The 22,466-nt window shown below is 58.0% G+C and carries 25 protein-coding genes; 9 read left to right on the top strand and 16 right to left on the bottom strand.

Features of this window, described 5'->3' with window-relative positions:
- Positions 1–79: 79 nt before the first annotated feature.
- A complete protein-coding gene (locus VHB22_RS13455) occupies positions 80–1,672 on the top strand; it encodes a phosphoenolpyruvate carboxykinase (protein WP_325457494.1) in 1,593 nt (530 codons plus the stop codon).
- 21 nt (positions 1,673–1,693) lie between these two features.
- On the opposite strand, the gene VHB22_RS13450 is transcribed toward VHB22_RS13455, so the two are convergent.
- From VHB22_RS13450 to VHB22_RS13435, 4 genes are all read right to left on the bottom strand, one after another.
- Positions 1,694–2,662 carry an HAD family hydrolase gene (locus VHB22_RS13450; RefSeq protein ID WP_325457493.1) on the bottom strand — a complete coding sequence of 323 codons (969 nt, stop codon included), beginning with the start codon at positions 2,660–2,662 and terminating at the stop codon, positions 1,694–1,696.
- Positions 2,663–2,738: 76 nt separating this feature from the next.
- A complete protein-coding gene (locus VHB22_RS13445; protein WP_325457492.1) occupies positions 2,739–3,656 on the bottom strand; it encodes a formate/nitrite transporter family protein in 918 nt (305 codons plus the stop codon).
- A complete protein-coding gene (locus VHB22_RS13440; RefSeq protein ID WP_325457491.1) occupies positions 3,656–4,318 on the bottom strand; it encodes a TlpA disulfide reductase family protein in 663 nt (220 codons plus the stop codon). The genes VHB22_RS13445 and VHB22_RS13440 overlap by 1 nt, the downstream gene beginning before the upstream one ends.
- A 67-nt stretch (positions 4,319–4,385) precedes the next feature.
- Positions 4,386–6,173 (bottom strand): glycosyltransferase family 39 protein, encoded by a 1,788-nt coding sequence (locus VHB22_RS13435; RefSeq protein WP_325457490.1) that lies wholly within the window; start codon positions 6,171–6,173, stop codon positions 4,386–4,388.
- Between the two features lie 88 nt (positions 6,174–6,261).
- Between VHB22_RS13435 and pyrE the strand changes: the two genes are divergently transcribed.
- Positions 6,262–6,840: an orotate phosphoribosyltransferase gene (gene pyrE, locus VHB22_RS13430; protein WP_325457489.1), complete on the top strand. Its 579-nt coding sequence runs from the start codon at positions 6,262–6,264 to the stop codon at positions 6,838–6,840.
- 137 nt (positions 6,841–6,977) lie between these two features.
- Here pyrE and VHB22_RS13425 read toward each other — a convergent pair whose 3' ends face one another.
- Together VHB22_RS13425 and VHB22_RS13420 are read right to left on the bottom strand one after the other, a co-directional pair.
- Entirely contained in the window at positions 6,978–7,649 is a 672-nt protein-coding gene (locus VHB22_RS13425; protein WP_325457488.1) for a dienelactone hydrolase family protein, read from the bottom strand.
- A 121-nt stretch (positions 7,650–7,770) separates the two neighbouring features.
- Positions 7,771–7,899: a hypothetical protein gene (locus VHB22_RS13420; protein ID WP_325457487.1), complete on the bottom strand. Its 129-nt coding sequence runs from the start codon at positions 7,897–7,899 to the stop codon at positions 7,771–7,773.
- Positions 7,900–8,244: 345 nt separating this feature from the next.
- On the opposite strand from VHB22_RS13420, the gene VHB22_RS13415 reads away from it, so the two are divergent.
- Entirely contained in the window at positions 8,245–8,394 is a 150-nt protein-coding gene (locus VHB22_RS13415) for a hypothetical protein (protein ID WP_325457486.1), read from the top strand.
- Between the two features lie 285 nt (positions 8,395–8,679).
- Here VHB22_RS13415 and VHB22_RS13410 read toward each other — a convergent pair whose 3' ends face one another.
- Positions 8,680–9,441 (bottom strand): intradiol ring-cleavage dioxygenase, encoded by a 762-nt coding sequence (locus tag VHB22_RS13410; RefSeq protein ID WP_325457485.1) that lies wholly within the window; start codon positions 9,439–9,441, stop codon positions 8,680–8,682.
- A gap of 728 nt (positions 9,442–10,169) precedes the next feature.
- On the opposite strand from VHB22_RS13410, the gene VHB22_RS13405 reads away from it, so the two are divergent.
- Positions 10,170–10,712, top strand: coding sequence for an SgcJ/EcaC family oxidoreductase (locus tag VHB22_RS13405; protein WP_325457484.1), 543 nt, complete (start codon positions 10,170–10,172; stop codon positions 10,710–10,712).
- 41 nt (positions 10,713–10,753) lie between these two features.
- Here VHB22_RS13405 and VHB22_RS13400 read toward each other — a convergent pair whose 3' ends face one another.
- From VHB22_RS13400 to VHB22_RS13390, 3 genes are all read right to left on the bottom strand, one after another.
- The gene (locus VHB22_RS13400; RefSeq protein WP_325457483.1) at positions 10,754–11,068 is read right to left on the bottom strand and encodes a chloride channel protein; all 315 of its coding nucleotides are present in this window, start codon (positions 11,066–11,068) and stop codon (positions 10,754–10,756) included.
- 109 nt (positions 11,069–11,177) lie between these two features.
- Positions 11,178–12,551, bottom strand: a complete 1,374-nt coding sequence (locus VHB22_RS13395) for a glycoside hydrolase family 3 N-terminal domain-containing protein (protein ID WP_325457482.1) — start codon at positions 12,549–12,551, stop codon at positions 11,178–11,180.
- A gap of 94 nt (positions 12,552–12,645) precedes the next feature.
- Positions 12,646–13,503 carry a transporter substrate-binding domain-containing protein gene (locus tag VHB22_RS13390; protein WP_325457481.1) on the bottom strand — a complete coding sequence of 286 codons (858 nt, stop codon included), beginning with the start codon at positions 13,501–13,503 and terminating at the stop codon, positions 12,646–12,648.
- Between the two features lie 128 nt (positions 13,504–13,631).
- Here VHB22_RS13390 and VHB22_RS13385 point away from each other — a divergent pair, with 128 nt between their 5' ends.
- A complete protein-coding gene (locus VHB22_RS13385) occupies positions 13,632–15,167 on the top strand; it encodes a glycosyltransferase family 2 protein (protein ID WP_325457480.1) in 1,536 nt (511 codons plus the stop codon).
- A gap of 104 nt (positions 15,168–15,271) precedes the next feature.
- Here VHB22_RS13385 and VHB22_RS13380 read toward each other — a convergent pair whose 3' ends face one another.
- The gene (locus VHB22_RS13380) at positions 15,272–15,616 is read right to left on the bottom strand and encodes a DUF3175 domain-containing protein (protein WP_325457479.1); all 345 of its coding nucleotides are present in this window, start codon (positions 15,614–15,616) and stop codon (positions 15,272–15,274) included.
- Positions 15,617–15,773: 157 nt separating this feature from the next.
- Between VHB22_RS13380 and VHB22_RS13375 the strand changes: the two genes are divergently transcribed.
- Positions 15,774–17,027 (top strand): cyclopropane-fatty-acyl-phospholipid synthase family protein, encoded by a 1,254-nt coding sequence (locus tag VHB22_RS13375; protein WP_325457478.1) that lies wholly within the window; start codon positions 15,774–15,776, stop codon positions 17,025–17,027.
- 106 nt (positions 17,028–17,133) lie between these two features.
- Positions 17,134–17,346, top strand: coding sequence for a 2TM domain-containing protein (locus VHB22_RS13370; RefSeq protein WP_325457477.1), 213 nt, complete (start codon positions 17,134–17,136; stop codon positions 17,344–17,346).
- 26 nt (positions 17,347–17,372) lie between these two features.
- Here VHB22_RS13370 and VHB22_RS13365 read toward each other — a convergent pair whose 3' ends face one another.
- The 3 genes from VHB22_RS13365 to VHB22_RS13355 form a co-directional block, all read right to left on the bottom strand.
- A complete protein-coding gene (locus tag VHB22_RS13365) occupies positions 17,373–18,113 on the bottom strand; it encodes a lysophospholipid acyltransferase family protein (RefSeq protein WP_325457476.1) in 741 nt (246 codons plus the stop codon).
- Between the two features lie 423 nt (positions 18,114–18,536).
- Entirely contained in the window at positions 18,537–18,815 is a 279-nt protein-coding gene (locus VHB22_RS13360) for an HD domain-containing protein (RefSeq protein WP_325457475.1), read from the bottom strand.
- 19 nt (positions 18,816–18,834) lie between these two features.
- Positions 18,835–18,996, bottom strand: coding sequence for a hypothetical protein (locus tag VHB22_RS13355; protein ID WP_325457474.1), 162 nt, complete (start codon positions 18,994–18,996; stop codon positions 18,835–18,837).
- A gap of 435 nt (positions 18,997–19,431) precedes the next feature.
- Between VHB22_RS13355 and VHB22_RS13350 the strand changes: the two genes are divergently transcribed.
- Positions 19,432–20,898: a phenylacetate--CoA ligase family protein gene (locus tag VHB22_RS13350; RefSeq protein WP_325457473.1), complete on the top strand. Its 1,467-nt coding sequence runs from the start codon at positions 19,432–19,434 to the stop codon at positions 20,896–20,898.
- A gap of 77 nt (positions 20,899–20,975) precedes the next feature.
- Positions 20,976–21,281 (top strand): hypothetical protein, encoded by a 306-nt coding sequence (locus tag VHB22_RS13345; protein WP_325457472.1) that lies wholly within the window; start codon positions 20,976–20,978, stop codon positions 21,279–21,281.
- A gap of 28 nt (positions 21,282–21,309) precedes the next feature.
- On the opposite strand, the gene VHB22_RS13340 is transcribed toward VHB22_RS13345, so the two are convergent.
- Together VHB22_RS13340 and VHB22_RS13335 are read right to left on the bottom strand one after the other, a co-directional pair.
- The gene (locus tag VHB22_RS13340; protein ID WP_349255663.1) at positions 21,310–21,666 is read right to left on the bottom strand and encodes a carboxymuconolactone decarboxylase family protein; all 357 of its coding nucleotides are present in this window, start codon (positions 21,664–21,666) and stop codon (positions 21,310–21,312) included.
- Between the two features lie 93 nt (positions 21,667–21,759).
- Positions 21,760–22,326, bottom strand: coding sequence for a TetR/AcrR family transcriptional regulator (locus VHB22_RS13335; protein WP_325457471.1), 567 nt, complete (start codon positions 22,324–22,326; stop codon positions 21,760–21,762).
- Positions 22,327–22,466 lie beyond the last annotated feature (140 nt).

Here is a 22,466-nt window from a genome sequence, read left to right as displayed (position 1 = left end):
AAAAAGACTGCGCAGTTTGGAATTCATTCAACATCCGGCCGGCGCGACGCCGCAGTCCGGAGTGTCGGGATATTCTTCGATGACCATTCAACTGTTTCCGATCACGCCATCTCAGAAAATTCGCCGAAATCTGCGTGAAGCGGAGTTGGTCGAGCACGTTATCCGCCGCGAAGAGGGGCGGCTGGCGGCGAGCGGTGCCGTAGTCGTCGAGACCGGGCAGCATACGGGCCGCTCCGCCGAAGACAAATACATCGTTCGCGATCCTGAAACGGAAACTGCGATCTGGTGGGACAACGCCAAGGCGATGACGGAAGAGCAGTTCGAACGGCTGCTCGCCGATTTCATCTCGTTCGCAAGTCACAAGGACATTTACGTCGAAGATCTTTTTGCGGGCGCCGATCCCACACATCGGCTGAACACGCGCATCGTCACGGAATACGCGTGGCATGCGCTGTTCATCCGCCATCTGCTGCGTCGCCCCGAAGCGCCCGAGCTTGAAAGTTTCGTACCGGAATTCACGGTTGTCGATTTGCCGAGCTTCCGCGCGGCGCCGCTCTATCACGGGACGCGAACGGAAACGGTCATCGCTTGCGACTTTACGAAGCGCATCGTGCTGATCGGCGGCACGAGCTATGCCGGCGAAATCAAGAAGAGTGTCTTCTCGTTCTTGAACTACCTTTTGCCCGCGAAGGGCGTCATGCCGATGCATTGCTCGGCCAATGTCGGTAAGGACGGGAAGTCGGCGGTGTTCTTCGGTTTGTCGGGGACGGGCAAGACGACGCTTTCCGCTGATCCGCGTCGCGAATTGCTGGGCGATGACGAGCACGGCTGGTCCGAGCAAGGTATCTTCAACTTTGAAGGCGGGTGCTACGCCAAGACAATCCGGTTGTCGAAAACGGCAGAGCCGGAAATTTGGCAAGCATCGAACCGGTTCGCGACGGTTCTCGAAAACGTCGTTATCGATCCTATTTCCCGCAGTCCGGACTTTGACGATAATCGTCTGACGGAAAATTCGCGTTCCGCCTATCCGCTGGAGGCGATCGCAAACGCGAGTCCTACCGGCAAGGCGGGACATCCGAAAAACATCGTGATGTTGACGGCCGATGCGTTCGGCGTGTTGCCGCCCATCGCAAAGCTGACGCCGAGCCAGGCGATGTATCACTTCCTGTCCGGCTTCACGGCGAAGGTCGCGGGCACCGAAAAGGGCATGGGTTCGGAGCCGAAGCCGACATTCTCCACCTGCTTTGGCGCGCCATTCATGCCGCGCCATCCCAGTGTCTACGGTAATCTGTTGCGCCGGCTGATTGCCGAGCACGGCGTCGATTGCTGGTTGGTCAATACGGGTTGGACGGGCGGCAAGTACGGCGAGGGCACGCGCATGCCGATCAAGGTTACGCGCGCGCTTCTCGATGCGGCCTTGTCGGGCGAGCTTAAACAACAGCAGATGCGCGTCGATCCAATTTTCGGATTTGAGGTGCCGCTTGCGCTAGCCGGAGTCGACACAAAATTGATGACGCCGCGCGATACGTGGCGCGATCCGGCGGCTTACGACGAGGCGGCGGCAAAGCTCGCTGCGATGTTCCACGAGAACTTCGCGAAGTTCGCGCGCTACGTGGATGCCGACGTCGTCAAGGCGGGGCCATCGCTTGGCCGACAAGAGGCGGCGGAGTAAATTTTTCATCGGTCGGCAGATTCATTCGCCTAACCGCCGCGCTTCCACCTTCACACGGACATCGGCAATAATCCGATCGAGCAGCAGGCACGTCCGCTTCCATAAATCGGAGTCTTTGCGGTAATCTGCTGCCGCGTAGAAATCGCAGCGGCCCGCCTTGAACAGTTCGACGCATTTCGTCTCGCTCTCGCCGGGGTCGTGTACGGCGATCGCCTGTCCGCCGTTCTTTTTCAACAGTGCCATCGACGGCACGTCGGTGTCGCCGTCGCCGAAATAGATGAAATTCGAGAACGGGATCGGACGCTGCGCCTCGGGCATGTGCACATTAATGCTTTCGCTCAGATCCTCCAGCCCCTTGTTGATGCGGAACAGGAACTGCGTCTTGCCGGTGTCCGATATGACGCGCTTCGGAAACGGCAGGTCGTAGGCGTCAAACCAGTATTCGCTCGCGAACACGTTGGCGAAATGCGGATAGATTTTCGTGCCTTCGATGATCTCGGTCAGCCCCGACGAAATGAGGTAGTGCTTCACCGTGATGCCGCTGTCGCCCGCGCGTTTCTTCACGTAGGCGTGCATCGCATCGAACCACCTCTCGACGCCCGGATAAAGCTCGACCGTCTTGCCTTGCGCGACGAGATCGGCGCGGTCGATGCGCACGCCCCGCTCTTTCGCCTTTTTGTACATGAGGTGCATGTAGGTAATCAGCGCATCCGCTCGCTCGGCTTTCGAGATGCGCGCGCACTCGGCCCAGAATTCCTTCGGCTCGATGCCGAGCTTCGGCAGGAACGCATATTCCTGCATCGGCTTTGGAGACAGCGTGCCGTCGAAGTCATAGACGAGCGCGATTGTTTTTTTATTTGGCGCAACCGGTCCCGCTTCGCGGAGACGGCCGGTTGTGCTGGCGGCCTGCGTCGACCGCCGGCGCGGCCCCGCGTCGATATTCTCGACGTTACGATTCTTCGCACTGCGTGCGCCGATCCGCTCGACCATCGTCTTCTCCGCCTCGACTTGTAGGGCGGAGAAGAGCGTGATTCGGGTGGCGCGAGAAAGTCGCGATGCTTAGCCGTTAGGGTTCCGCGTAAATTTCTTCGCGCACTTGCGCGTAGCTCAGCACGGAAAACAGCACCGTCCCGCCGAAGACGTTGCCGCCAAGCGTCGGCAGGAAGAAGCGGAAAACAGCCGGTTCGAGCCCGACGGAGCCGGTGAAGACGCCGTAAAGCGCCTCGACGCTTCCCGCCACGATGTGCGTGAAGCCGAACAGCGCGATCAGATACGTCAGCAAACCGATCACGATGAACTCGACATGCTCGGTGGAGGAAAGAATCCACACGAGTGCCGCAATCAGCCAGCCCGCGCCGATGCCCTTCGCGAACATCTCGGCCGGTGTATTGCGCATCACCGTGTCGACGATCTCCGATAGCGCCGCATCGACATGTGTGGGTGTGATTGGCAGGTAAGCCAGCGCCAGTGCGAAGATTGCGCATCCCGCAATGTTTGCCGCGAGCACGATGCCCCATAGCCGCAGCATTTTCAGGAGCCAATGCACCTGCTTGCGCGCCATGACCGGCAACACGGCCGTCAACACGTTTTCGGTGAAAAGCTGCTGGTGCCCAAGAATGACGATCAGGAAGCCTACGGCATAGCCGAGCTTTGCAATGATCGACGTCCATTCGGAAGCAGGAAGGGCGGCTGCCAGTGCCGCTTCGGTCAAAAATGAAAAGCCGATCGAAATTCCCGCAGCGACACCCGACCACCACAATGCCGATACGGGGCGTCGCAGTTCGATCTCGCCTTGCACGCGGATGATCTCGTAAACGACGGCGGGACGATGCCGCACGCCTTCGCGAACCTGCTGCTTTTCTTTGCGGCTAAGGCCGGAGCCCGGGGCCGGATCTTGCGATTTGGGAGAGCCATCGCCGTCCTGTGCGGCTTTGACTTCATCCTTCGGCTCTTTCTTGCCTTCCTTCGATGACTTCTCTGCCATCAGTGTTTGCACCCCGGTCCATGAACGTGGCCAGGCTCGCCATGCGCCGGACCGGATTCGTGATCGTGATCGTGGCTGTGATCGTGCCCGCAGCCGCAAGCGTCTCCGTGTTCGTGATGATGATGCGCTTCCGGATCGACGAGTGCTGCAGCGAGCTTGCGTTCGATCGCAATCGCCATCTCACGAGGACTATCCTTGTCTTCGATCAAAAGACCCATCACCTCGGCGCCGAGACGCATGTCGTCGACCGCGCCGAGATAATGCCGCCGCAACCGTCCCTGCCGGTCGAAGATCAATAGCGCGGGTGTGCCTTGCAACTCGTAAGCTTTCATCGTTTCGGGCAGGCCTTCGCCGTTGGGCTTGTCGAGCGCTACAGGGATCGTGATGCCGTTCTCATTCAGATAGGCTTCGACCTTCTCAGGCGTCTGCTCCGCGAACTTCTCGAACGGCATATGCAGCGCAAAGACCGCGACCTCATCCTCCTCGAACGCATTCCGGAGGCGCATCGCCTGCGGCAGTCCGAATTTCTGTGAGCCTGGACACGTCAACTGCCAGATGGCGATGACGACGACTTTGCCTTTTTCAGCCTTGAGCGTGCGTTTTGTGTCGGAATTGAGCCAACGCTGCGCGATGATCTCAGGCGGGCGTTCAGGATTGAACATCGAATGATCCTTGCATGGCTTTCACGACATATAGCACTTCGGACGCGATTGCGCAGGGGCCATGCCGTCAGTCGCAGTGGCCCGATTTCTCTGGCCCCGCGGGCTCCGGATTAATCCGGCATGCAAACTGCGGTGGCAGCTCGCATGGCGACCCGGCATACGCGTCATAAATGCGGAAATGCAGCGGACAGCCGCGCATTGCGTTGTACGCCGAAACGCAACCGCTCGGCGCCGGCAGCGGCGGTCGCGAATTGGCCGCGAGCGCCGTACTCATCCGGTTGACCCAGCGGTCTTCGACAATGAGCAATCCCGATGGAATCTTGTTTTTCGCAATCGTCTCGGGTGATTGATCGTCCGGTGAGACGCCGAGCACGAAGCGGCTTGTCGGTTCGCGAAACCCGACGAGATCGATTGACGTTTCGGGACAATGCGCGACCGCGCGTTTCAATTGTTGTGCTGGCCAGATCTTGTCGATCGACGGCAGCACCACGCCGAGCAACGTTATTGCAAACAGGCCCAAGGCCACGACACCGATCGTTGCCCAGCCGCGAAGTAATCCTTCGTAAATGAGCCGACCGCTCCAGATGAAGAGCGATGCGATAATCGCGATCAGCATCGCGGCGAACAAGCTCGGCATCTGGCCCGCGAAGCCGTATACCGCGGCGAAGACGGCAACCGGGATGACGGCGAGTCCCGTCGGCCAGAACAATAGGCCCCATTCGGGACGTTTTCCGCCACCCGTCTCGCTGACGACGACGGAAGCTACCGCAAGCGCCAATGCCGGAAACATCGTCTGCACCATGTACGTGCCGGGCTTCGACGACAGCGCTTCGAGATAGATCAGGTAGCCGATCACCCACGCCAGCAAGAATCGCGGCAACCGCTGGTCGCGCGCACGCCACAGCCGATTGAATGCTGTCATAAGCAACGCCGTACCGGGAATGAATCCGAGTAGCAGCGCCAGCACGAATGTTCCGGGAAATGCACGCAGCTTCATGTCTTGCGCGCCGCCAAGAGCGGCAAGAAACCCGCGCCAATCCATTCCGGCAAACGGCGTCCCGTCTTGATGCGCACGCACGAGCAACCACGGGGACGCAATTACAAGCGCAAGGGGAATACCGACAAGTGGCCGCAATCGCTTCAACCACGACACGTCGCGATCGAAGGCGTAGAGTGCGATCAGCGTGGACAGCACCAGGATCGGTACCAGCAGCGCGTTGATCAACATGCCAATGCCGGTGGCCACCCAGAACAACAGCGCGAGCCTTAGCTCCTCGGTCGAGGTAAGCGATCGCGGATGGTTATGCAGCGCCTGTTCCGGTGTCTTCGGACCGGCCGACGCATAAATCCGCGCCAGCGCTAGCATCGCGATTGTGGCGGGCAAGAGAGACAAACCCTCGGCAATCGCTAACTGCGAGACAAGCACCGTCAGCGGTGCGACGGCAAACAGCGCTGCGGCAATCAGCGCGGCCTCTGTTCCCACGATGGCGGTACCGAGCCAAAACAGAGATAATACCGTGAGCGTCACGAATATCAGTGATGGAAGCCGATAAACCTGAATGTCACGGGCGTGCGCCTCGCCCCAAATCAGACGGCTCAGGCCCTGTGCCCAGAACGTTCCGATCGGTCGATATTGGTGAACAGCCGTGCCATAGCGAGGATCCGCCCAGTCGCCGCGTTCGACCATGCTCCGCGTCGTCTCGGCATAGATAGCTTCTGTCCGATCGACGGCAGGAAGCCGCACAAATCCCGGCAGATAGACGACGAGACAGAGCAAAAGCAGCGCCAACGACGCGGCTTGAGGACGCGACGCCAGCGCGGTCCATCCCTCCGTTAATGAGCGGCGGCGCTCCACGATTATCTTCCCCCAAATCTTGACAGGCTTTTCGTTCCGGGGTGTTTGCGCATCCTGAAGGCGAAAACGCAAGAGGCGCATCTATCGCATGGCAGAAAATCCGTCCGACGGCGCTCGCGACCGGGCGCGTCTCATCGAAATCATCAAGGCCCGCTCCTTTCAGGAGGGCCCGGGGTTCAAGCTCGCCTCAGGCAAGACCTCACAATTTTACTTCAACATGAAGCCGACGATGCTCGATAGCGAAGGCGCCTATCTTGTCGCATCGCTCATCCTCGATGCCCTGGAGGGCACGAGTGCCGATCTGATCGGGGGGCTCGAAATGGGCGCTGTTCCAATCGCATCGAGTGTTGCGGCCCTTGCTCATGTGCGGGGGCGCAAGTTGCCCGCGTTCTTCGTCAGGAAACAGGCGAAGGATCACGGTACGCGTGCGCTCATCGAAGGTCTCGCAAAAGGCGAACGCATGGTGGGTAAGAATGTCGTTGTCGTCGAAGACGTCACAACCACCGGCGGTTCGGCCTTGAAAGCTGCGGAAGCGCTGAAAGCCGAAGGCGCCCATGTCGTCCGCGTCATCACCATCGTCGATCGCCTCGACGGCGCGATGCAAACCTTCTCCGACGCCGGATTTTCCTTCACCCCGCTGCTGACTCTGGAAGATTTTCGCAGCTGATCGACAGCTGCGTATGTGCGGAACGTTCAAGCTCCCTCGCGCTGCGTGCGGAGAGAGGGCAGCCTTACTATCGATGCACGCTGCAATCCTACACTAACCCCACTGAAAGAAATGGGGAGAGGAAGCATTTAAACGTATCACCCTAAATTCTTCGTGAGGAAGTCGCGAACGCGGCCCCAGCCAAGTTCCGAGCAATTGCGATCGTGCACCGTCCGCTGCTCGTTCATAAATGCGTGGCTCGCGTCGTAGCGGTAAGCTTCGAGCGGCTTGCCGGCAGCCTTCATAGCCGCTTCGAAAGCGTCGGCTTTTTCCGGCGTCACGAAATCATCCTCGTTCGCGAAGTGCGCTTGCATCGGAACCTTTACGTCCGCCACTTTCGCTGCCTCCTCCGGCGGCAAGCCATAAAAGGAAATGGCCGCCGAGAATTCGGGAACGCGAATAGCGCCGAGAACCGCAACGGCGCCGCCCATGCAAAAGCCGCAGATCGCGACTTTCGGACTCCCTTTGAGCAGAAACTGCGCGGCGCCGCGCACGATTTGATCGGTCGCCTCAAGAAAATTCAGGGAATTCATCTCAGCGCCCGCCGCCTTGCTGTCGTGATACGGAATGACCGTTCCCGCATAGAGATCGGGTGCCAGGGCGTCGTATCCCGAGAGCGCGAACCGATCGCAGATACCCTTAATCTGATCCTGCAGGCCCCACCATTCTTGAATGACGACGACGCCCGGCGCATTGGCCTTCGCAGCGCTCGCGAGATATCCTTCTGCCGATTGCCCGTCGGGGCGCGTAAAAGAAATCCGGGTACCCATTGCCGCCATCTCCGTCATTCGCGTTTCGGGCGGCATGTTTATGCGCCGCCGCTGCGATGATCAACGCTTTGCGGCACGAAAGGTATCAAGGTTCAGGAACCCACAGACGACGTTTCCGCGATCACCGCCCCTCGATTTTGACGCCGGGGAGGTCGATTTTCACTTTGGTGCGATTGGCGTCGTAAAGCATGTAGCCAAGCACGCAGACGGCGACAAACAGTACGCCGATGATCAAAGATTTCGTGTCCATCGTTTTCCTCGCCGATCTGCATCAAATCCAGGCATCAATCGCCATGCGGACGATTGCGTGTCAAGAGTTGCATCGAAAGGATATCGAAACGAAACCATGCATAGAACAACGGCCCCGCCGAGCGAGGCCGTTGCGTTTATATATAGAGCACTCGTTTTGCCGAGCGACGTTACCGGAGCAGTCTCAATAGCAGACCCAAACGAACCGGTCGTAATACGGCGACCAACGCCAGCAGGAGCCGACTCCGTAGGCCCACCAGCGGCCGTGCCACCAGCGACGGTGACCGCGCCAGTGATGGTGGCGCCAATGACGATGGCCGCGCCAGTGCCCGCGATGATGGCCCCAATGACGACGGCCAAAGTGCCGGCCGCGGAAATGATGTCCGCGGAAGTGGCCGCGGTGGCCGAAGTGATGGCCGCCATGATGACGTCCACCCATGTGGTGGCCGTGATGACCACCGTGGTGTCCGCCGTGCGGCCGGGCGTTTGCCGCTAACGGCATCGCCAGCGCCGCACAGAGAGCGGACGCGAAAACCAAGCTACGAAACATGATGGCTCCTTTGAATTTCCTGCGCCGTTGTGGCGACGTGCAGATGCATCGCAGCGGATGCTTTTTACGGAACGATTTATTTGGTGCTGTGGTTCCGTTCGACTCGGCACGATGGGGCGGTTTCGGGACGAATTTTTGCGCTGCGTTCCGCTTTTTGACGGATTTTGTGCATGCAACCGTCTTATCCAGGCGGGTACGGGTTCCTGCGAGGGGCAAGAGATGCTGTGCCCGCTAAATACCGAAAAGGCGTCGGAAAAAGCCACGATTGGCTTTTGCCGCCGCTTCGCCGCTCTTATCGACTGAGATCAGCAACCCAGCGACGATCATGTCGCCGTCTTCACTCATCGCAAGCACCGTGCCTCCGCCTTCGCGCTCGCCATCGCGGTAGATGCCGTCGTTTGCGTTCGTCGTATCGGCGCTGGACCGCTGCTTATAAGGATCGCGAGTTGTGTAAATGCGCGCGCTGAACTCGTCCGGGAAATAGAGCTGTCCGGTAACGAGACTTTTTTCGTTGAGGAAGACTTTGACGTGAATGTGCGGCGTGCGTCCCGGATACCAACCGGGATAGATCGACGTGAATGCGACGCGGCCATCCGAGTCGGTCATCTGCGTGCCGCGCAGGAAGCTTTGTCCTTTCGTAGAAATTTCGCGATCCCGGCCCTGGTTGGCGTATCCGGAATAGATCCCTCCGGCATCCGCATGCCAGACGTCGACGCGGGCGTTGCTGATCGGGGTGCAACTGCCGCTCTCGATGATACGGAGCTGTAGTTTCAGCGGCGCGCCGGGCCGCCCTTCTGATATATCCGAGCGCATCAGCTTCGGGTCGAAGTAGAACGGACCTTCGATGGCCTGGGGAAACAAACGGCATTGACCCGGCGGCTGATCCGCGGCGGCAGGCGTAGCGTCGGCGGCTCTCGCCGTCTTGGATAGCGCGGCGGCCGGTGCAGCCAAAACACTTCCCAATGCCTGACGGCGCGATAGAAATTTCGTCATACAGTTTCCTATTTGTCGAACACGTGTGCGGAACGGTTAGACCTTCCGTTCGAGGTTCTATGGCCCATCCGTTCGGCGCGATTTTGTCGTTATGGGCCGTGAACGTGAGATGAAGCAGCGCACGGCGAACATCGAATTCGAAAAAAGTTATCCCCGCCTCCCGGAGCAAGCGCATACTCCGCATACGCGGCTCGTTCAGAGGGTATGGGTACCCGCTGCTACCTGTCCCGAGACGCGGCGTTGGACCAGAGCCGGGGACATCAGCTTCTCTCCGGGCGGCCTGCGTTTGAGGAGAAAACGGCTAGGAGCGTCGTGAGCGTTTCCGATGCTGCACCTCATTCGCACGCGTAAGATGCACGTGTGCTTTGCGGGCGAACACTCTGCCTTCAGCGGGCGATGACGGCGTGGCCGCATCACCAAACAACATCAGAGGCCCGTCGTCGTCGCCTCTCTGTCTTGTGCCTCCGACTCTGTCCACGCAGGGCCGGGCGGCTGGGCTGCGTAATGCCAACTTTTATGCGCGGATAGTTGAATTGGTTAAATTTGAAACGCTTCGGAAAGGAATAATTTGCGAGCGCGCCGGCAACTTCCGGCAGCGATGCCCATTTCCGTTATTGTCGAGTCCGGCTTCGAATTGCTTTTGCCTTCCATGATTGCCTAGGTAATTGCCCGCTGTTTCAAATCCCGCCGGAATCAGGAATTCTTGAACCGTTGAGGAGGACGCTGTCATGAGAGCATGCGCATCCGCCAAACCTTATACCGCGATGCGGATCGCGAATATTGGCTTGCTTGCGACCTTGACTATGTGCGTCGCCATTCTCTGTGCAAGCCAAGCACGCGCTGACACAGCAAGCTGTAAGAAGCTGACGACGTTTCAAGTCAGGCAGCTTATGAATGTCTGGAAAGCGGGTCTGGCTTCAGGCGACGCCGACAAGATGGCGAGCTTTTACACGGATGATGCCACTGTATCGACGACGAAAGATTCTCAGCCCGTAAAAGGCAAGCAGGCGATTCGCGATTACTATGCCACTCTGCTGCCTCGTCACCCGCAGCCGCGATTCATTTCGACGAAAATCGCAACGGCGTGCAACGCCGCAACCGTCGAAGGCACAGTGCTTTATCGGATTACGGGAAAGCGCAAAGGCACACGCATGTTGCTCGGCGGGCGCTATAAGGTTGATTTCGCGTATAATAATAAAGTCTGGCAGATCACGAAGCAGTCGCTTGCCACCGATCCGCGTAAGCTAGATGAGCCGCTCGCGTCGCTTTGACGGTAATGACGGTTGGCTTTCCGCTGGTCGTTATGTCCAGGCTATTTCTGCAACCGTGCCAGGAATAGCGGTGCTGCGCCGATCGCAATGAATGCGGCGGCGCCCGTGCTGGCTGCAACCGCGAGCTGCCCTTCGCCAAGAATCGATGCGATCGCAAGAAAGGCAAAGCCGAAGATCGCGGCGTCGCCCATTGCGTAGCCGAGAGTCCAGGTGCGCATATCACCGGCGTTGAACGGTTCGCTCAACCGCATAAGGCCGAATTTGCGGAGTGTCGCCCATGTGGCGGCGGTGACGATCATCAGAAGCGGCACGATTACAACGCATCGCGTCAGCAATCCGTAAGCGAATTCGAGCATGGAATAGATCTCCTCGTTCGCGCCTGCAAAGCGCGCAAGAGAGGACCGTCGCAAACGGGGCGTATTCTGGCTGTTCCTCAGGGAACACAGCGGATTTGCCGGAGCTTTTTCAGTTTGCCGGCGGCGGCTTGTGCCGAAGCTCTTTCTGGGCTTGCAAAGGCGGTGAGGAGATGGGCTCGGAATCGTCGATAAAGACGTATTTGGCGAGACGTTCGCGCGATTCGATCTGCCGCGCCTGATTGATTTCGCCGGCTTCATCGGCTTCGATAAGGGCTGACATGACGGTGTCGTAATCCCGTGCCGCGTCCGTGATGAGCAGCAAATCGACGCCGGCATTCACGGCCTTTAGCGCGGCACCGCCGATCCCGTCCTTGGAATGGGTTACGGCGCCCATGCCCAGGTCGTCGGTGATCAGAAGTACGTTGCGGTGCTCCGGAGTTCTGATGACCGAGTTGATGATCGTATCGGAGTAAGAGGCGGGCGTCGTCTTATCGATTGCGCTGACGCGAACGTGGCCGACCATCGTCGCAATGCCGGGTTTGCCCATGAGCCGGCGAAAAGGAACCCAGTCGCTCAGTTCGAGTTGGCCCTGGCTTGCCGAAATTTCTCCCGTCGTCACGTGCGTGTCGCGGGCGACGCGTCCAAGGCCAGGAAAATGCTTGAGTGTGCAGATGATGTTGGACTTCGTCAGCGTGTCGCAATACCAGCCAGCGACCTTGGCGACGAGATAAGGGTCGCTGTCGATCGCGCGCCAATAAAGCTGCGTTTCGCCATCATTGCGACGTGACGAACCGAGACGCAGATCGACAACGGGGCCGAAGTTCATCGTGACGCCGAGCCGTTCAAGTTCATGCGCCTGTATCTCGGCGTAGTTGCGGACTGCCTTTTCGCGGTCGGCATCCGTTTTCAGCTTGGCGACGAGCGTTCCAAGCGAAGGTTGACGCTTAAGGGGGGGCGACAAGCGTGAGACGTATCCGCCTTCCTGATCGGCGGTTACGAATAAGCGGGGAAGACCCTGCGCCTTGCGAATATCCTGCAGGGACTGAATGTCTTTGGCGACGTCGCCCAACTTCCGGCCATGGACGTTGTGATCGGTGATGAAGATGCCGGCGATGGCGCGCTTCTCGACGAGTGGCTTCACTTCGTCGAAGCGTTCGAAACCGACGATGATGCGCCATCCGAGGCGTGCGAGGCGATCCGGATTCGAGGCGAGGATGTCGGCGCGTGACAAGAGTTTGATAGGGCGTTTCGGCGGCGGAGGAACGCCGAGCGTGACGGTCTGGTTTGAAGCTTTGGGCGAGGTTTTCGCAGTCGCTTTGCGATGGCTGCGCGCGGCTTTACGTCTTGGCTTGTGGTGAGCCCAGTGTTTTTTGTGTTTCGCATAATGCCGATATGTTCGCGCGTCGGCATGATCGGACAACCCTGCGAAGGGTGCCGTCAAACAACCGAGTGCCACCATTATTGCGACAAGACTACGAATCATCATCACCCAGTTTAACTATGGGCAGGAAAGCGCTTTAGCCGGATCGTCGCATTAAGCTTGCTTTTCTGGCAGTGGCGTTAGCGACCACTTAATATCAGTAAATTCTGACCGGAAAGTAGCGCTGCACGAGTTCCTCGAACCGGCCAGACGCGCGGACACGGTCCAAACCTTTATTCAATAACAGCCTTATTTGCGGATCGTTCTTCGGCACCGCGATCGCTATTCCGTCTCCGAAAAATTTGGGTTCGAGGAAGGGTCCTCCGCGCATCTCGCAGCATTGGCGGGACAGCGTGCCGTTGAGCCAAAAGGCGAGCGAAATTCCATCGTCGAAAATAAAATCGGCTTTGCCGGCTGCGAGCCCTTCGCGCGCAAGGTCCGCATTTTCGAAGACCACCAATGGGCTGTCGCGGAAGAAGGCTTTGAGGAAGGCTTCGTGTGGCGTTCCGTGCGCGACCGCGATGCGCTTCCCTTCAAGACCGCTGGGAGTCATATCGACTTTGGGCGAGTCTTTCCGCCCGGCAAAGCGACCGGGCGTTTGGAAATAACGATCGGTAAAGTCAACCTCTTTGAGTGCAGCCGCGGTGACACGGTGGCCCGCAATGACGGCATCGGCTTCGCCATTCTTCAAGCCCGCGAATAGCTCGTTCCAAGGCCGGGTTTTGATATCGCATGAGGTATTCAATTCGAGGCATATGGCACGCGCGAGATCGATGTTGAAGCCGACCAGCACCCCGTCTTCGTCGTAGAAGTCGAAGGGCGGGAAGTCACTGTCCGTTAGAAACCGGATAACGACGCGCCGCGGTGCAGCATCGGGGGCTTGCGGGCGAGTTTGGGTATCGGGAAGGCTTAGCTTCGAATTTGCATTCTCTGCAAAGGCGCGGCTGCCGAGGCAAGCGACGGCCGCGGTCATCAAGAATGCGAGCACATAAAGCAGGGTTGGCCGTAAGTTCATTTGCGCTGCAATAGTCCCGCAAAAAAATAGCTGCGGCCGTTCTTAGTCCCGTTGCCGGTTCGAAGCCAGTCAATATACTCACGCCTCAGCCGGATGGGGCGGTGCTGAGGCCCGGCTGGGGGCGCGCCATGTCCGTGAGTCGATCCGAGACGCCACGTTCGCGGCGCTTGCCGAAGTCGCCTTCCGCCGCCCCCCAATCGCCCGTTGCTTGGGAGACGTTCTTTCTCGCCGCCGGTAAGCTCGATCGCGCAGTGAACGATCTGCGGCGTCGCGCGCCGCAATTTTCCGCCGCAACCCGGTCTCCGCTCTGGCAGCGTATCCTGTTGCTTCTGGCTCCGTCGGCGGTGACGGCTGGACTGATCGGGATCGATCACGCGGGCGATTCTCTGTGCACAGTGGCTCTTGCGCTTCCTTTTCTTATGGTTGCCGGTATCCGGATAGCGGCAGTCTGCCATGCCTTTTGGCATGTGCCGGAGGGAATAGAAGCGTTTGCGTGCGATCGCCGCTTCGACGATCGGCTTCCGAGCTATTCTGTGCTCGTTCCACTTTACAAGGAGCAGCTTATCGTTCCCGGATTGGTGCAGGCCATGGCGCGTCTCGATTATCCGGGGGATCGTCTCGAAATTTTGTTCGTCACAGAGGAAGACGATCAGCCGACGCGCAATGCGCTCATTCAGGCGGGGTTGCGGTCGAATATGCGGATTGTAACGGTGCCGACCGGTCAACCGAGAACCAAGCCGCGTGCATTGAATTATGCGCTGCAGGACGCGCGCGGCATGCTCGTTGCCGTTTATGACGCAGAAGATATTCCGGAGACCGATCAGCTGCGGCGCGCGGCAGAGGCTTTCATTGAAGGGGGCCCGCGATTGGCCTGTGTCCAGGCGCAGCTTGGAATCTACAACGGGGATCAATCGTTTTTCAGCCGGCAGTTTGCGCTCGAATACTCTGCTTTATTTCGTGGGCTTCTGCCGGCGCTCGAATATCTCAACCTGCCGATACCGCTCGGCGGCACGTCAAATCATTTCCGGCGCGATTTACTTCTCAAATGCGGAGGATGGGACCCATACAACGTCACCGAGGACGCAGATCTCGGCATTCGACTGGCGCGCTTGGGATATGAAGTGTCCATAATCCACTCGGAAACATCCGAAGAAGCTCCGGCGACATGGAAAACGTGGCGCGGTCAACGTACCCGCTGGATCAAGGGTTGGATGCAGACGTATCTCGTCCACATGCGCCGTCCAGTCCGGCTTTGGCGCGATCTCGGCGGTTGGCGATTTGCCGGTTTTCAAGTGATCATCGGCGGCATGGTCTTTTCGATCCTCGTCCATCCCTGGTTCTACGTCCTCGCGCTGATGCATGGCCTTGGTGGTGGTCAAGTCACGCCGTCGGGTGCGTTTCTTCGCTGGGTGTGCGGTGTGAATCTGGCGACCGGGTATTGCGCGGCGTGGCTCTTGACATTCGTGACGGCAATGCGGAGCGGATCGCCGCTTCGGCTCATCTCCGCAATCTGGCTGCCTCTCTATTGGCTTGCGATCTCATGGGCGGCCTACCGCGCGCTCGTCGAATTTATCTTCAAGCCGTTCCATTGGGAAAAGACCACGCATGGCCTGGCCGGGTCGCATCAACGCGATGCGAGGAAACCAAACCGTAAGTCTGCCTAAACTTCTGCCTGATCGACCGCCGCTACGCGCTCACTGCGTTCATTTTCTGGCTGGGGAAGGCCGCCGGTCCTTCGCGCTAGAGTACGAGGGCGCAACATCAACGCTCAACTCGGTTCACGTCCAAAGGCTTTGCGAAGTTCCTGCTTAGCGCGATCCAGTGTGTGACGACGGCTCGTGGACAAGTTCTTGCCAGCGCGATTGATGTAGAACGTCAGCATCGACATTGCCGATTGGAAGGGGGTGCCCTTGCGCCTGGTGCTGCGCTCGGCTGAACGCTTAAGCGACTTGGCGATGTCGGATGGATTCCTGTGCTTAAACACCTTCGATTCGAGATCGAGCGCATCACTATTCTTGGTCACCTTCGCTGACCATAGTTTGACGCGACCCCGACCGCCTTTCTGACCCTTTTTCGCTCCGCCTTCCGGTCGCCTTTTCCTCGATTTTGTCATCCGTGATTTACCATTGCTCAGCGTCGATTGGTGCCGCCACTGGTTGGAAAACGGCCGCTCATTTGCTAAAGTTCCTACCTAGGACGAACGCTGTGGAACCTGACGCGTTGAGCGCAGTTCAATTGTATAAAGCCGCCTAGTCTAATGGTGGAACGTCATGAAGTTCGCGCTGCAAGCTCTCCTTTCAAGCTGTATCCATGAAGGCTCATTGACGATCGAGCTGCCGGATGGCGAACGTCTGACAGCGGGCAACGGCTCGGGTTCACCTCTGACGATCCGCCTGACCGATACGCGCGCATGCCGGGAATTGGTGTTAAATCCCGAGCTGGCTTTCGGCGAACTCTACACCGATGGACGTTTGGTCGTATCGGGTGGTTCGATTTACGACGTGCTCGATCTCCTCGGCCACAATCTGCATGATCTCCTTCCTCCACACATGGGCCGGGTACGTCACGCCCTCCGCTCCACATTCGATCGTTGGACCCGGCGAAACTCCGAAAGGCGTTCGCGCCATAACGTCCACCATCACTACGATATAGATGATCGCATTTATTCGCTTTTTCTCGACCGCGATCGGCAATATTCCTGCGCATATTTCGAATCGGAGCGGCAAACGCTCGAAGAAGCGCAGCTTGCGAAAAAGCGCCACATCGCGGCGAAGATGCTCATTCCATCTGGAGCGTCGGTTCTGGATATCGGCTGCGGTTGGGGCGGCCTTGCGCTTTACCTTTCGGATCTTTGCGAGGCCGATGTCACCGGGCTGACGCTTTCGCCTGAACAGCTTAAGGTGGCCGAGCGGCGCGCCAGCGAGAAGAAGCTCGATGCGCGCGTCCATTTTCGGTTGCAGGATTACCGGGCACTCGAAAGCACGTTCGACCGGATTGTGTCCGTCGGAATGTTCGAGCATGTCGGTGTTAAATGCTATGACGCGTTCTTCGATGTCATTCGGCGCAGCCTAAAGGACGATGGGATTGCGGTTCTGCATTCCATTGGCAGGCTGGATGGCAAAAGCCCGATGAACCCCTGGTTTGCGAAGTACATCTTCCCGGGTAGCTATGTTCCATCTCTCGCGGAGGTTCTGCCGTCGATCGAGAAGGCCGGGCTCATAGTCACGGATATCGAAATCTTGCGGCTGCACTACGCCGACACGCTTGCGGCGTGGCGGCAGCGGTTCCTCGATCATCGGCAGCAAGCGGCCGATGTCCTGGGTGAGCGGTTCTGCCGAATGTGGGAATTCTACTTAGCTTCGGCGGAAGCGGGCTTCCGGTACGGCGGACTGATGGTGTTTCAAATTCAGCTCGCCAAAAGGCTCGATACTGTCCCGCGCACGAGAAATTATATTGCGCGGGAAGAAACGCGGCTTCGTGAATTAGAGCAGGCGTCCGCGACACGTCCTGTGGCCGCGGAGTGATAAACTCGCCGCGCGATGGAGATCGGGGTTTTCATCCGCGGTAACTTGGTCCCGTAATGCCAAGGCCAAGCAGTTTTGGATAGCTTGCGTAGCTTAGGAGCGCGGTTTGGGCAGGATCTTTCAAAACCGAGGGTTTCGCTACGATCTTATTGCGTATGTCTTCGTCAACGCTCTGCTGATCGCCGTGAACCTCCTGACGACGCCCGGCAGGCTTTGGTTTTATTGGCCGTTGCTTGGCTGGGGCATCGGCATCGTGGCACACGGTTTCGGTGTCTATCGTGGTGATCAGAGAGCGACGATGGCTCGCCATAACTCTTGAGTTGGGACAATCGCGTTTTGCCTGGGCTACTGCCTGTAACGCTCGGCAGCTGAGCCCGATTCTCGCTGCCTTGTACTTGCCTTTCCGGATTTCGCCAGATCGTAGGCGCGCGCGGTTACGGCATTGAGTGACCGTTCGACGTCCTGCCGGGCGCTTTCGATTTCTGCGTCACTGGTGTCGGCTGGGACGAATATCGGATCTCCGGCAACGACAGCGAGTGTGGAGAAGGGCAGGTTGACCGTCATTCTGCTCCAGGTGTTAAGCACAACGTAGCGCGACGTCGCTGCAGCAACGGGAATAATCGGCCTTCCCGATAGGCGCGCCAGCGTTACTATGCCTTCACCGGCGGTGCGCTGTTTGAAACCTGGAATGTCCGCCGTCATGGCGACGATCGTGCCGTTTTCAAGCGCATGATGCGCGGCGCGAAGCGCGTAGACGCCGCCGCGGTTCTTTTTGCGTTTGCCGGCACCGGCCCCGCGAATTGACGAAATTCCGAAATGCCGAAGCACGCGCGCCATGACTTCGGCATCGCCGTGTCGGGCGACCATCGCCGAGACTTTGTATTCCCGGGTATTCAGCTCCGACAGCATCATGAACTGGCCATGCCACATCGCCATGATGAAGGGTACCTGCGCGCGCAGATGGTCGATGAGGTTGGGAGGTTCATGGATGGTGCGCGACGTTGCTTTCACCGTCCGGATGAGTGCCGTCGCGACTCCCGCCGTCACGGTCGTAAGCAACCGGCTTTTTTGAAAATAGCGTTGCATTCGTGGACTGCGCGTAATGGTCGACAGAGCCAAAGGCCGGGGATGTTAGTCGGCGAGCGGACCGAAAAGCAACTCCCTTGACGGAGCATTCCTCAGGGTACGCAGCGGCGGAAAATTACATAGCGAGAGGCAGGCCGGGCTCAGATGCAACGTGCACGTTGTTCCGGTATTTCGTCGCGTTCAACCGGCTCTCAGCTGTAGGTTTGTCTTCTGCCTTTCGTTGCGCATGGCTTCGCGGAAAAGTGGCAATCGCATGAGGCGATCTCCCTCCTCGTCTGCCATCATCCATATGGTTTGCCTTTTTTCCAATATATATTGGAAGGCTGCAGCGGCATTATGTTCGAGAATGTCGTGGGTGTTATCCACAAGATCGGCGAGCTTAATGAGTTTAGCTTCCCACGGCGCGTGGGAAAGCCGCCAAGCTCACTTTTCGATTGCCGGGCTCATCGTCCGTGAGCCAATAGACGAGCTTCGCAACATCAGTGCCGAAAACATCGATGAGTTCGCCAATGTTGGTATCGGTTTTCTCGACGTATCGTGAAGATAGGCGGCTGCGAGAACAACCTTGGCGGTAACACCGTGGCGTTCGAGAATCGTGGTTACGCTGTCGAGGTGCGCTGTATAGGCCGTGCCATCGTATTTTCGCGTCTGATGTCTGTGTTTATAGGCCGCGAATGTCTTTGCTTTTTGAACCAACGTCATAAATTGGCTCTCTCTCTTGTTAGACGATTAGCGCAAATCCCAAAACGATCAGAATTGTCAAGGTGGAGATGACAAAGGCGGAGATGAGCGCGATGAAAAGATAATAGCCGTCGGAGCCGTCGGGTCTTATTGCGTGCGGCCTCATCGCGTGGGCACGATGTTTTTCAAATAGCTTTTCCATGATCGTACGCTTGAACGAGGACATGTCTTGGGCGGAATAATCGACTCGAACGCTTTTCTCGGAACTCTGTTCCAGCGGTGCCTGTCGAAGCCTCGGACGAGACCTGCGGTTCAAAACCGCGCTTTAGCCGCTTAATTGGTCACGGGCTGTCCGGGTGCCTGCACTCGATCAACCGACGCACCGATGTGCCGTTCCATGGCTGGCGATTTTGGAGCAAGATCCGTCGTGCCGTGCCGGTCTTCGAGAAACCTTCTGTTGTGCAAGACGTTAGAGAGAAGCGGTGCGTTGCGCCAAAGCTGTACCATGGAGTTCCACTCATTTTGAGATCATCAATGCTGCGTTCGACGCTACTCTGTTCAGGCCAGTGCAATCAGCGTAAGACCACGAGTCGCGGGGGCAAACCCTGCAAAAGTTTATCTTGAGAGATCTCTGCTGATGGGCATTTTTGCCGCCGCTTCCGAGTTGCTGGAACTCAGCACGAAGCTGCACCGTCTCATTCCCCCCCGCACTGGTGAAGTCGATCACACGTTGGAATTGCGGGAGGAGCGTTTTCGCCACCTTCTCCGCTACGCACGCGACAATTCGCCTTTTTATCAGGCAAGGCTGGGCAAAATCGACGTCGACACATGCGCGCTCGAAGACCTTCCGACGCTAAGCAAGGCCGAGATGATGGCCAATCTCGATAATGTCTTTACCGATAGAACGCTGCGCCGCTCGGAGATTGAGGACTTTATCGCGGACCATGCCAATCTCGGTGTCTATTTCAAAGGAAGGTACGCACTGTGCCATACGTCGGGCAGCCAGGGCCAACCGGCGCTGGTCGTTCAGGACAAGCACGCGATCATCACGAGCTTTGCGGCTCAGTTCGCGCGGGGCAACAAGGTCAAACGTAAGTTTCTGCCCCACATCGGACGCCTCGTTAATCCGGCGCGCATGGTGATCATCACGCAGCGTCCGGGATTTTACCCGAGCAGCACGTTCTTCAATTATTTTCCGCGCGTAGCGGCGCCATATCTGAAGTTGCAGCGGATGTCCGTTTTCGACCCCGTCGAAGAGATCGTCCAACGCCTAAACGATTTCCAACCCACATTTATAACCGGCTATACGAGTTCACTCGAATTTCTCGCGCGCGAGCAGGAAGCGGGCCGTCTGAAATTGCGTGAGGGCGGCAAGCTCGAACAAATGAACAGTATGAGCGAACCGCTTCCCGCCGATGTGGCTGAGCGTATTGAAAAGGCTTTTGGCGTTCACGTTACCAATAGCTACAGCATGGCCGAGTGCATGGCGCTCAGCTGCGGGTGTCCGGTGTGCCGCGGCAGCCACCTGAATAGCGATTTGGCAATTCTTGAGGTCGTGGACGGCAACAACCGGCCAGTGCCGAACGGCACCCCAGGAGCCAAAGTCTTACTTACCAACCTTTACAACTTCGTCCAGCCCATCATTCGTTATGAGATAGATGACATCGTCACTATGAGCGCGAAGCCGTGTGCATGCGGGAACCTGCTGCCACTGATTGAATCCGTTCGTGGAAGAGCCAAGGATCAGCTTTGGATCGAGATCGACGGTCGGAGCCGGGAACTGCCGATCTACGTCTTTCTCGCGGCGCTCGACAACGAGACCGACCTTGCCGAGCACCAAATTCTGCAGACCGGCGTCAATACGTTCGTCCTGCGCGCAGCCCCGCAGGAAGGTAAGCAGCTCTTATCCGAGCGTTTGCGGAATTATGTCATGCAATCCCTTGCCAGCGAGGGGTTGGCCGACGTGGTCAAACTTGACGTGGAGATCGTCGATCGCATCTTACCGGACAAATCGGGGAAGGTCAGGCGCGCGAAAAACCTCATCGGCCCGCCTCCGGACGGGAGCCCGCCAACGCCTCAAAACGCATCTCGCGTGGTTGCCTGATCGGATTGATTGTATTTCAGGAACGCCATCTCGCGGCCGTGCGTTGCTTTATAAAGCAACGTCCAAGGATTTGCGCGATGAGACTACTTTTCGCTGTTTCTGCCGTCGCCATGCTGAGTGCGGCATTGCCGGCCCTCGCTGATACCAATGCCGGGCCTTCTACCCCCCAGGCACCAGTGTCTCCGAGTGTTCCAAATCCGCCCGCGACGACGAACAATCCCCCAAACAGCAACGGGACGGTTCCGCGTCCGACGCCGCCGTCAAACATTAACCCGCCCGCTGGCGGCAGTGCAGCGTCCGGTGATAGCGCGGGAACGACGGGAATTTCGGGACCCTATAATCCGACACCGCCGTCGGTAGGAGATGGCTCCGCCGCACAGTAGACGGAGCCATTTGCATCACAGACCGAAATTAGGCCACGCGCTCAATGGCGACTTCATCCACGGCATCGAGCGCGCGAGCGGAATAAACGAGTGCTGCGCCGGCATTCATGGCGATTGCAACGCCGAGCGCTTCGGCGACCTCTTCTTTCGTCGCGCCATTTTCGACGGCCTTCTGCGAGTGGACTGAAATACATCCATCGCAGCGGGTCGTGACAGCAACGGCGAGGGAGATGAGTTGGCGCGTCTTCTCATTGAGATGACCGGTTTTTGCACCAGCGCCGCTGGCCATCATATATCCGCCGACGGAGTCGGGTGAGAGTTTTCCCAGCTCTCCGATGCGCCCGATCAGAGCGTCGCGATAATTTTTCCAATTCATGATCGACATATCTTTCCTCCATTTCCATTTTGCTACTTTGTGGATCTTGCGAGTGGTTAATGACGTACCATCCTTCTAGTTGGTAGGCATGTGAGGCAAAAATTATTTCCCTAGACTATCAACGGACTGCTTGAACGCGGGTCGAATTACCGACGGATCTTTAAGCGCCCAAGCAACCACGCTCGCGCCTTGTAGTGTGCTCAAAAGAAGTAACGCGGATTTGCGCGGGGAAGAATTGAGGTGCAGTTGATCCTGCGCGACGCCTTCTCGCAAAGTCGCTTCAAGCCACTCCGTGTGGATTTCGAAAAATTTCTTGACGCGTTGTTGCATCGAAACGGGCAAATAGGCGACGTCGGCCGCGAGGGCGCCACAGAGCGGCATCAGCCCATCTCGGAGGCTGCCTGCGAAGAAGTCCCCATAGGTCAGGAGTTTGCTTTTTGTGTCAGCGCGTTTCGCGGACAGTGCATCGAGTTCGTTTGTGAAGCGATCGAGATAGGAATCGATGAGTGCGTTACCGAGGCCTTCTTTCGTCGGGAAGTGATGATGAATACTCGCCTTCCGGATTCCAATGCGATCGGACAAATCAGCATAGCTGAATGCGGCATAGCCTTTGGTTCGAACAAGAATCTCGGCCTCGGCTAAAAGGGCTGATCGCGTGTCCGTGTGCATCATGGTTCTTTGCTTACCTACCAACAGGTAGGTAGTCAAGGCTGCAAAGCGCAGGCGTGAGAAAATTGCTTAAATGTCCAGTGGTGTGCGGTGCACGAGCCGCTGAGGTTCAAGACAGTGAAAGCAAACTGGCAGTTTAT

Origin of the sequence: Hyphomicrobium sp., from assembly GCF_035548195.1 — a bacterium.
Taxonomy (GTDB): Bacteria; Pseudomonadota; Alphaproteobacteria; order Rhizobiales; family Hyphomicrobiaceae; genus Hyphomicrobium_B.
Note: the sequence above shows the minus strand (reverse complement) of the source record. Positions and strands in the feature narration are given on the sequence as shown.

What these genes read in the sequence shown, in the direction of transcription:
- VHB22_RS13340 (WP_349255663.1), bottom strand. Translation starts at nt 21,666, where the DNA reads ATGTCGATCATGAATTGGAAAAATTATCGCGACGCTCTGATCGGGCGC.
- VHB22_RS13355 (WP_325457474.1), bottom strand. Translation starts at nt 18,996, where the DNA reads ATGGAAAAGCTATTTGAAAAACATCGTGCCCACGCGATGAGGCCGCAC.
- VHB22_RS13385 (WP_325457480.1), top strand. Translation starts at nt 13,632, where the DNA reads ATGTCCGTGAGTCGATCCGAGACGCCACGTTCGCGGCGCTTGCCGAAG.
- VHB22_RS13380 (WP_325457479.1), bottom strand. Translation starts at nt 15,616, where the DNA reads ATGACAAAATCGAGGAAAAGGCGACCGGAAGGCGGAGCGAAAAAGGGT.
- VHB22_RS13445 (WP_325457492.1), bottom strand. Translation starts at nt 3,656, where the DNA reads ATGGCAGAGAAGTCATCGAAGGAAGGCAAGAAAGAGCCGAAGGATGAA.
- VHB22_RS13360 (WP_325457475.1), bottom strand. Translation starts at nt 18,815, where the DNA reads ATGACGTTGGTTCAAAAAGCAAAGACATTCGCGGCCTATAAACACAGA.
- VHB22_RS13440 (WP_325457491.1), bottom strand. Translation starts at nt 4,318, where the DNA reads ATGTTCAATCCTGAACGCCCGCCTGAGATCATCGCGCAGCGTTGGCTC.
- VHB22_RS13350 (WP_325457473.1), top strand. Translation starts at nt 19,432, where the DNA reads ATGGGCATTTTTGCCGCCGCTTCCGAGTTGCTGGAACTCAGCACGAAG.
- VHB22_RS13405 (WP_325457484.1), top strand. Translation starts at nt 10,170, where the DNA reads ATGAGAGCATGCGCATCCGCCAAACCTTATACCGCGATGCGGATCGCG.
- VHB22_RS13420 (WP_325457487.1), bottom strand. Translation starts at nt 7,899, where the DNA reads ATGGACACGAAATCTTTGATCATCGGCGTACTGTTTGTCGCCGTCTGC.
- VHB22_RS13425 (WP_325457488.1), bottom strand. Translation starts at nt 7,649, where the DNA reads ATGGGTACCCGGATTTCTTTTACGCGCCCCGACGGGCAATCGGCAGAA.
- VHB22_RS13345 (WP_325457472.1), top strand. Translation starts at nt 20,976, where the DNA reads ATGAGACTACTTTTCGCTGTTTCTGCCGTCGCCATGCTGAGTGCGGCA.
- VHB22_RS13400 (WP_325457483.1), bottom strand. Translation starts at nt 11,068, where the DNA reads ATGCTCGAATTCGCTTACGGATTGCTGACGCGATGCGTTGTAATCGTG.
- VHB22_RS13455 (WP_325457494.1), top strand. Translation starts at nt 80, where the DNA reads ATGACCATTCAACTGTTTCCGATCACGCCATCTCAGAAAATTCGCCGA.
- VHB22_RS13365 (WP_325457476.1), bottom strand. Translation starts at nt 18,113, where the DNA reads ATGCAACGCTATTTTCAAAAAAGCCGGTTGCTTACGACCGTGACGGCG.
- VHB22_RS13375 (WP_325457478.1), top strand. Translation starts at nt 15,774, where the DNA reads ATGAAGTTCGCGCTGCAAGCTCTCCTTTCAAGCTGTATCCATGAAGGC.
- VHB22_RS13335 (WP_325457471.1), bottom strand. Translation starts at nt 22,326, where the DNA reads ATGCACACGGACACGCGATCAGCCCTTTTAGCCGAGGCCGAGATTCTT.
- VHB22_RS13450 (WP_325457493.1), bottom strand. Translation starts at nt 2,662, where the DNA reads ATGGTCGAGCGGATCGGCGCACGCAGTGCGAAGAATCGTAACGTCGAG.
- pyrE (WP_325457489.1), top strand. Translation starts at nt 6,262, where the DNA reads ATGGCAGAAAATCCGTCCGACGGCGCTCGCGACCGGGCGCGTCTCATC.
- VHB22_RS13410 (WP_325457485.1), bottom strand. Translation starts at nt 9,441, where the DNA reads ATGACGAAATTTCTATCGCGCCGTCAGGCATTGGGAAGTGTTTTGGCT.
- VHB22_RS13395 (WP_325457482.1), bottom strand. Translation starts at nt 12,551, where the DNA reads ATGATTCGTAGTCTTGTCGCAATAATGGTGGCACTCGGTTGTTTGACG.
- VHB22_RS13415 (WP_325457486.1), top strand. Translation starts at nt 8,245, where the DNA reads ATGACGACGGCCAAAGTGCCGGCCGCGGAAATGATGTCCGCGGAAGTG.
- VHB22_RS13390 (WP_325457481.1), bottom strand. Translation starts at nt 13,503, where the DNA reads ATGAACTTACGGCCAACCCTGCTTTATGTGCTCGCATTCTTGATGACC.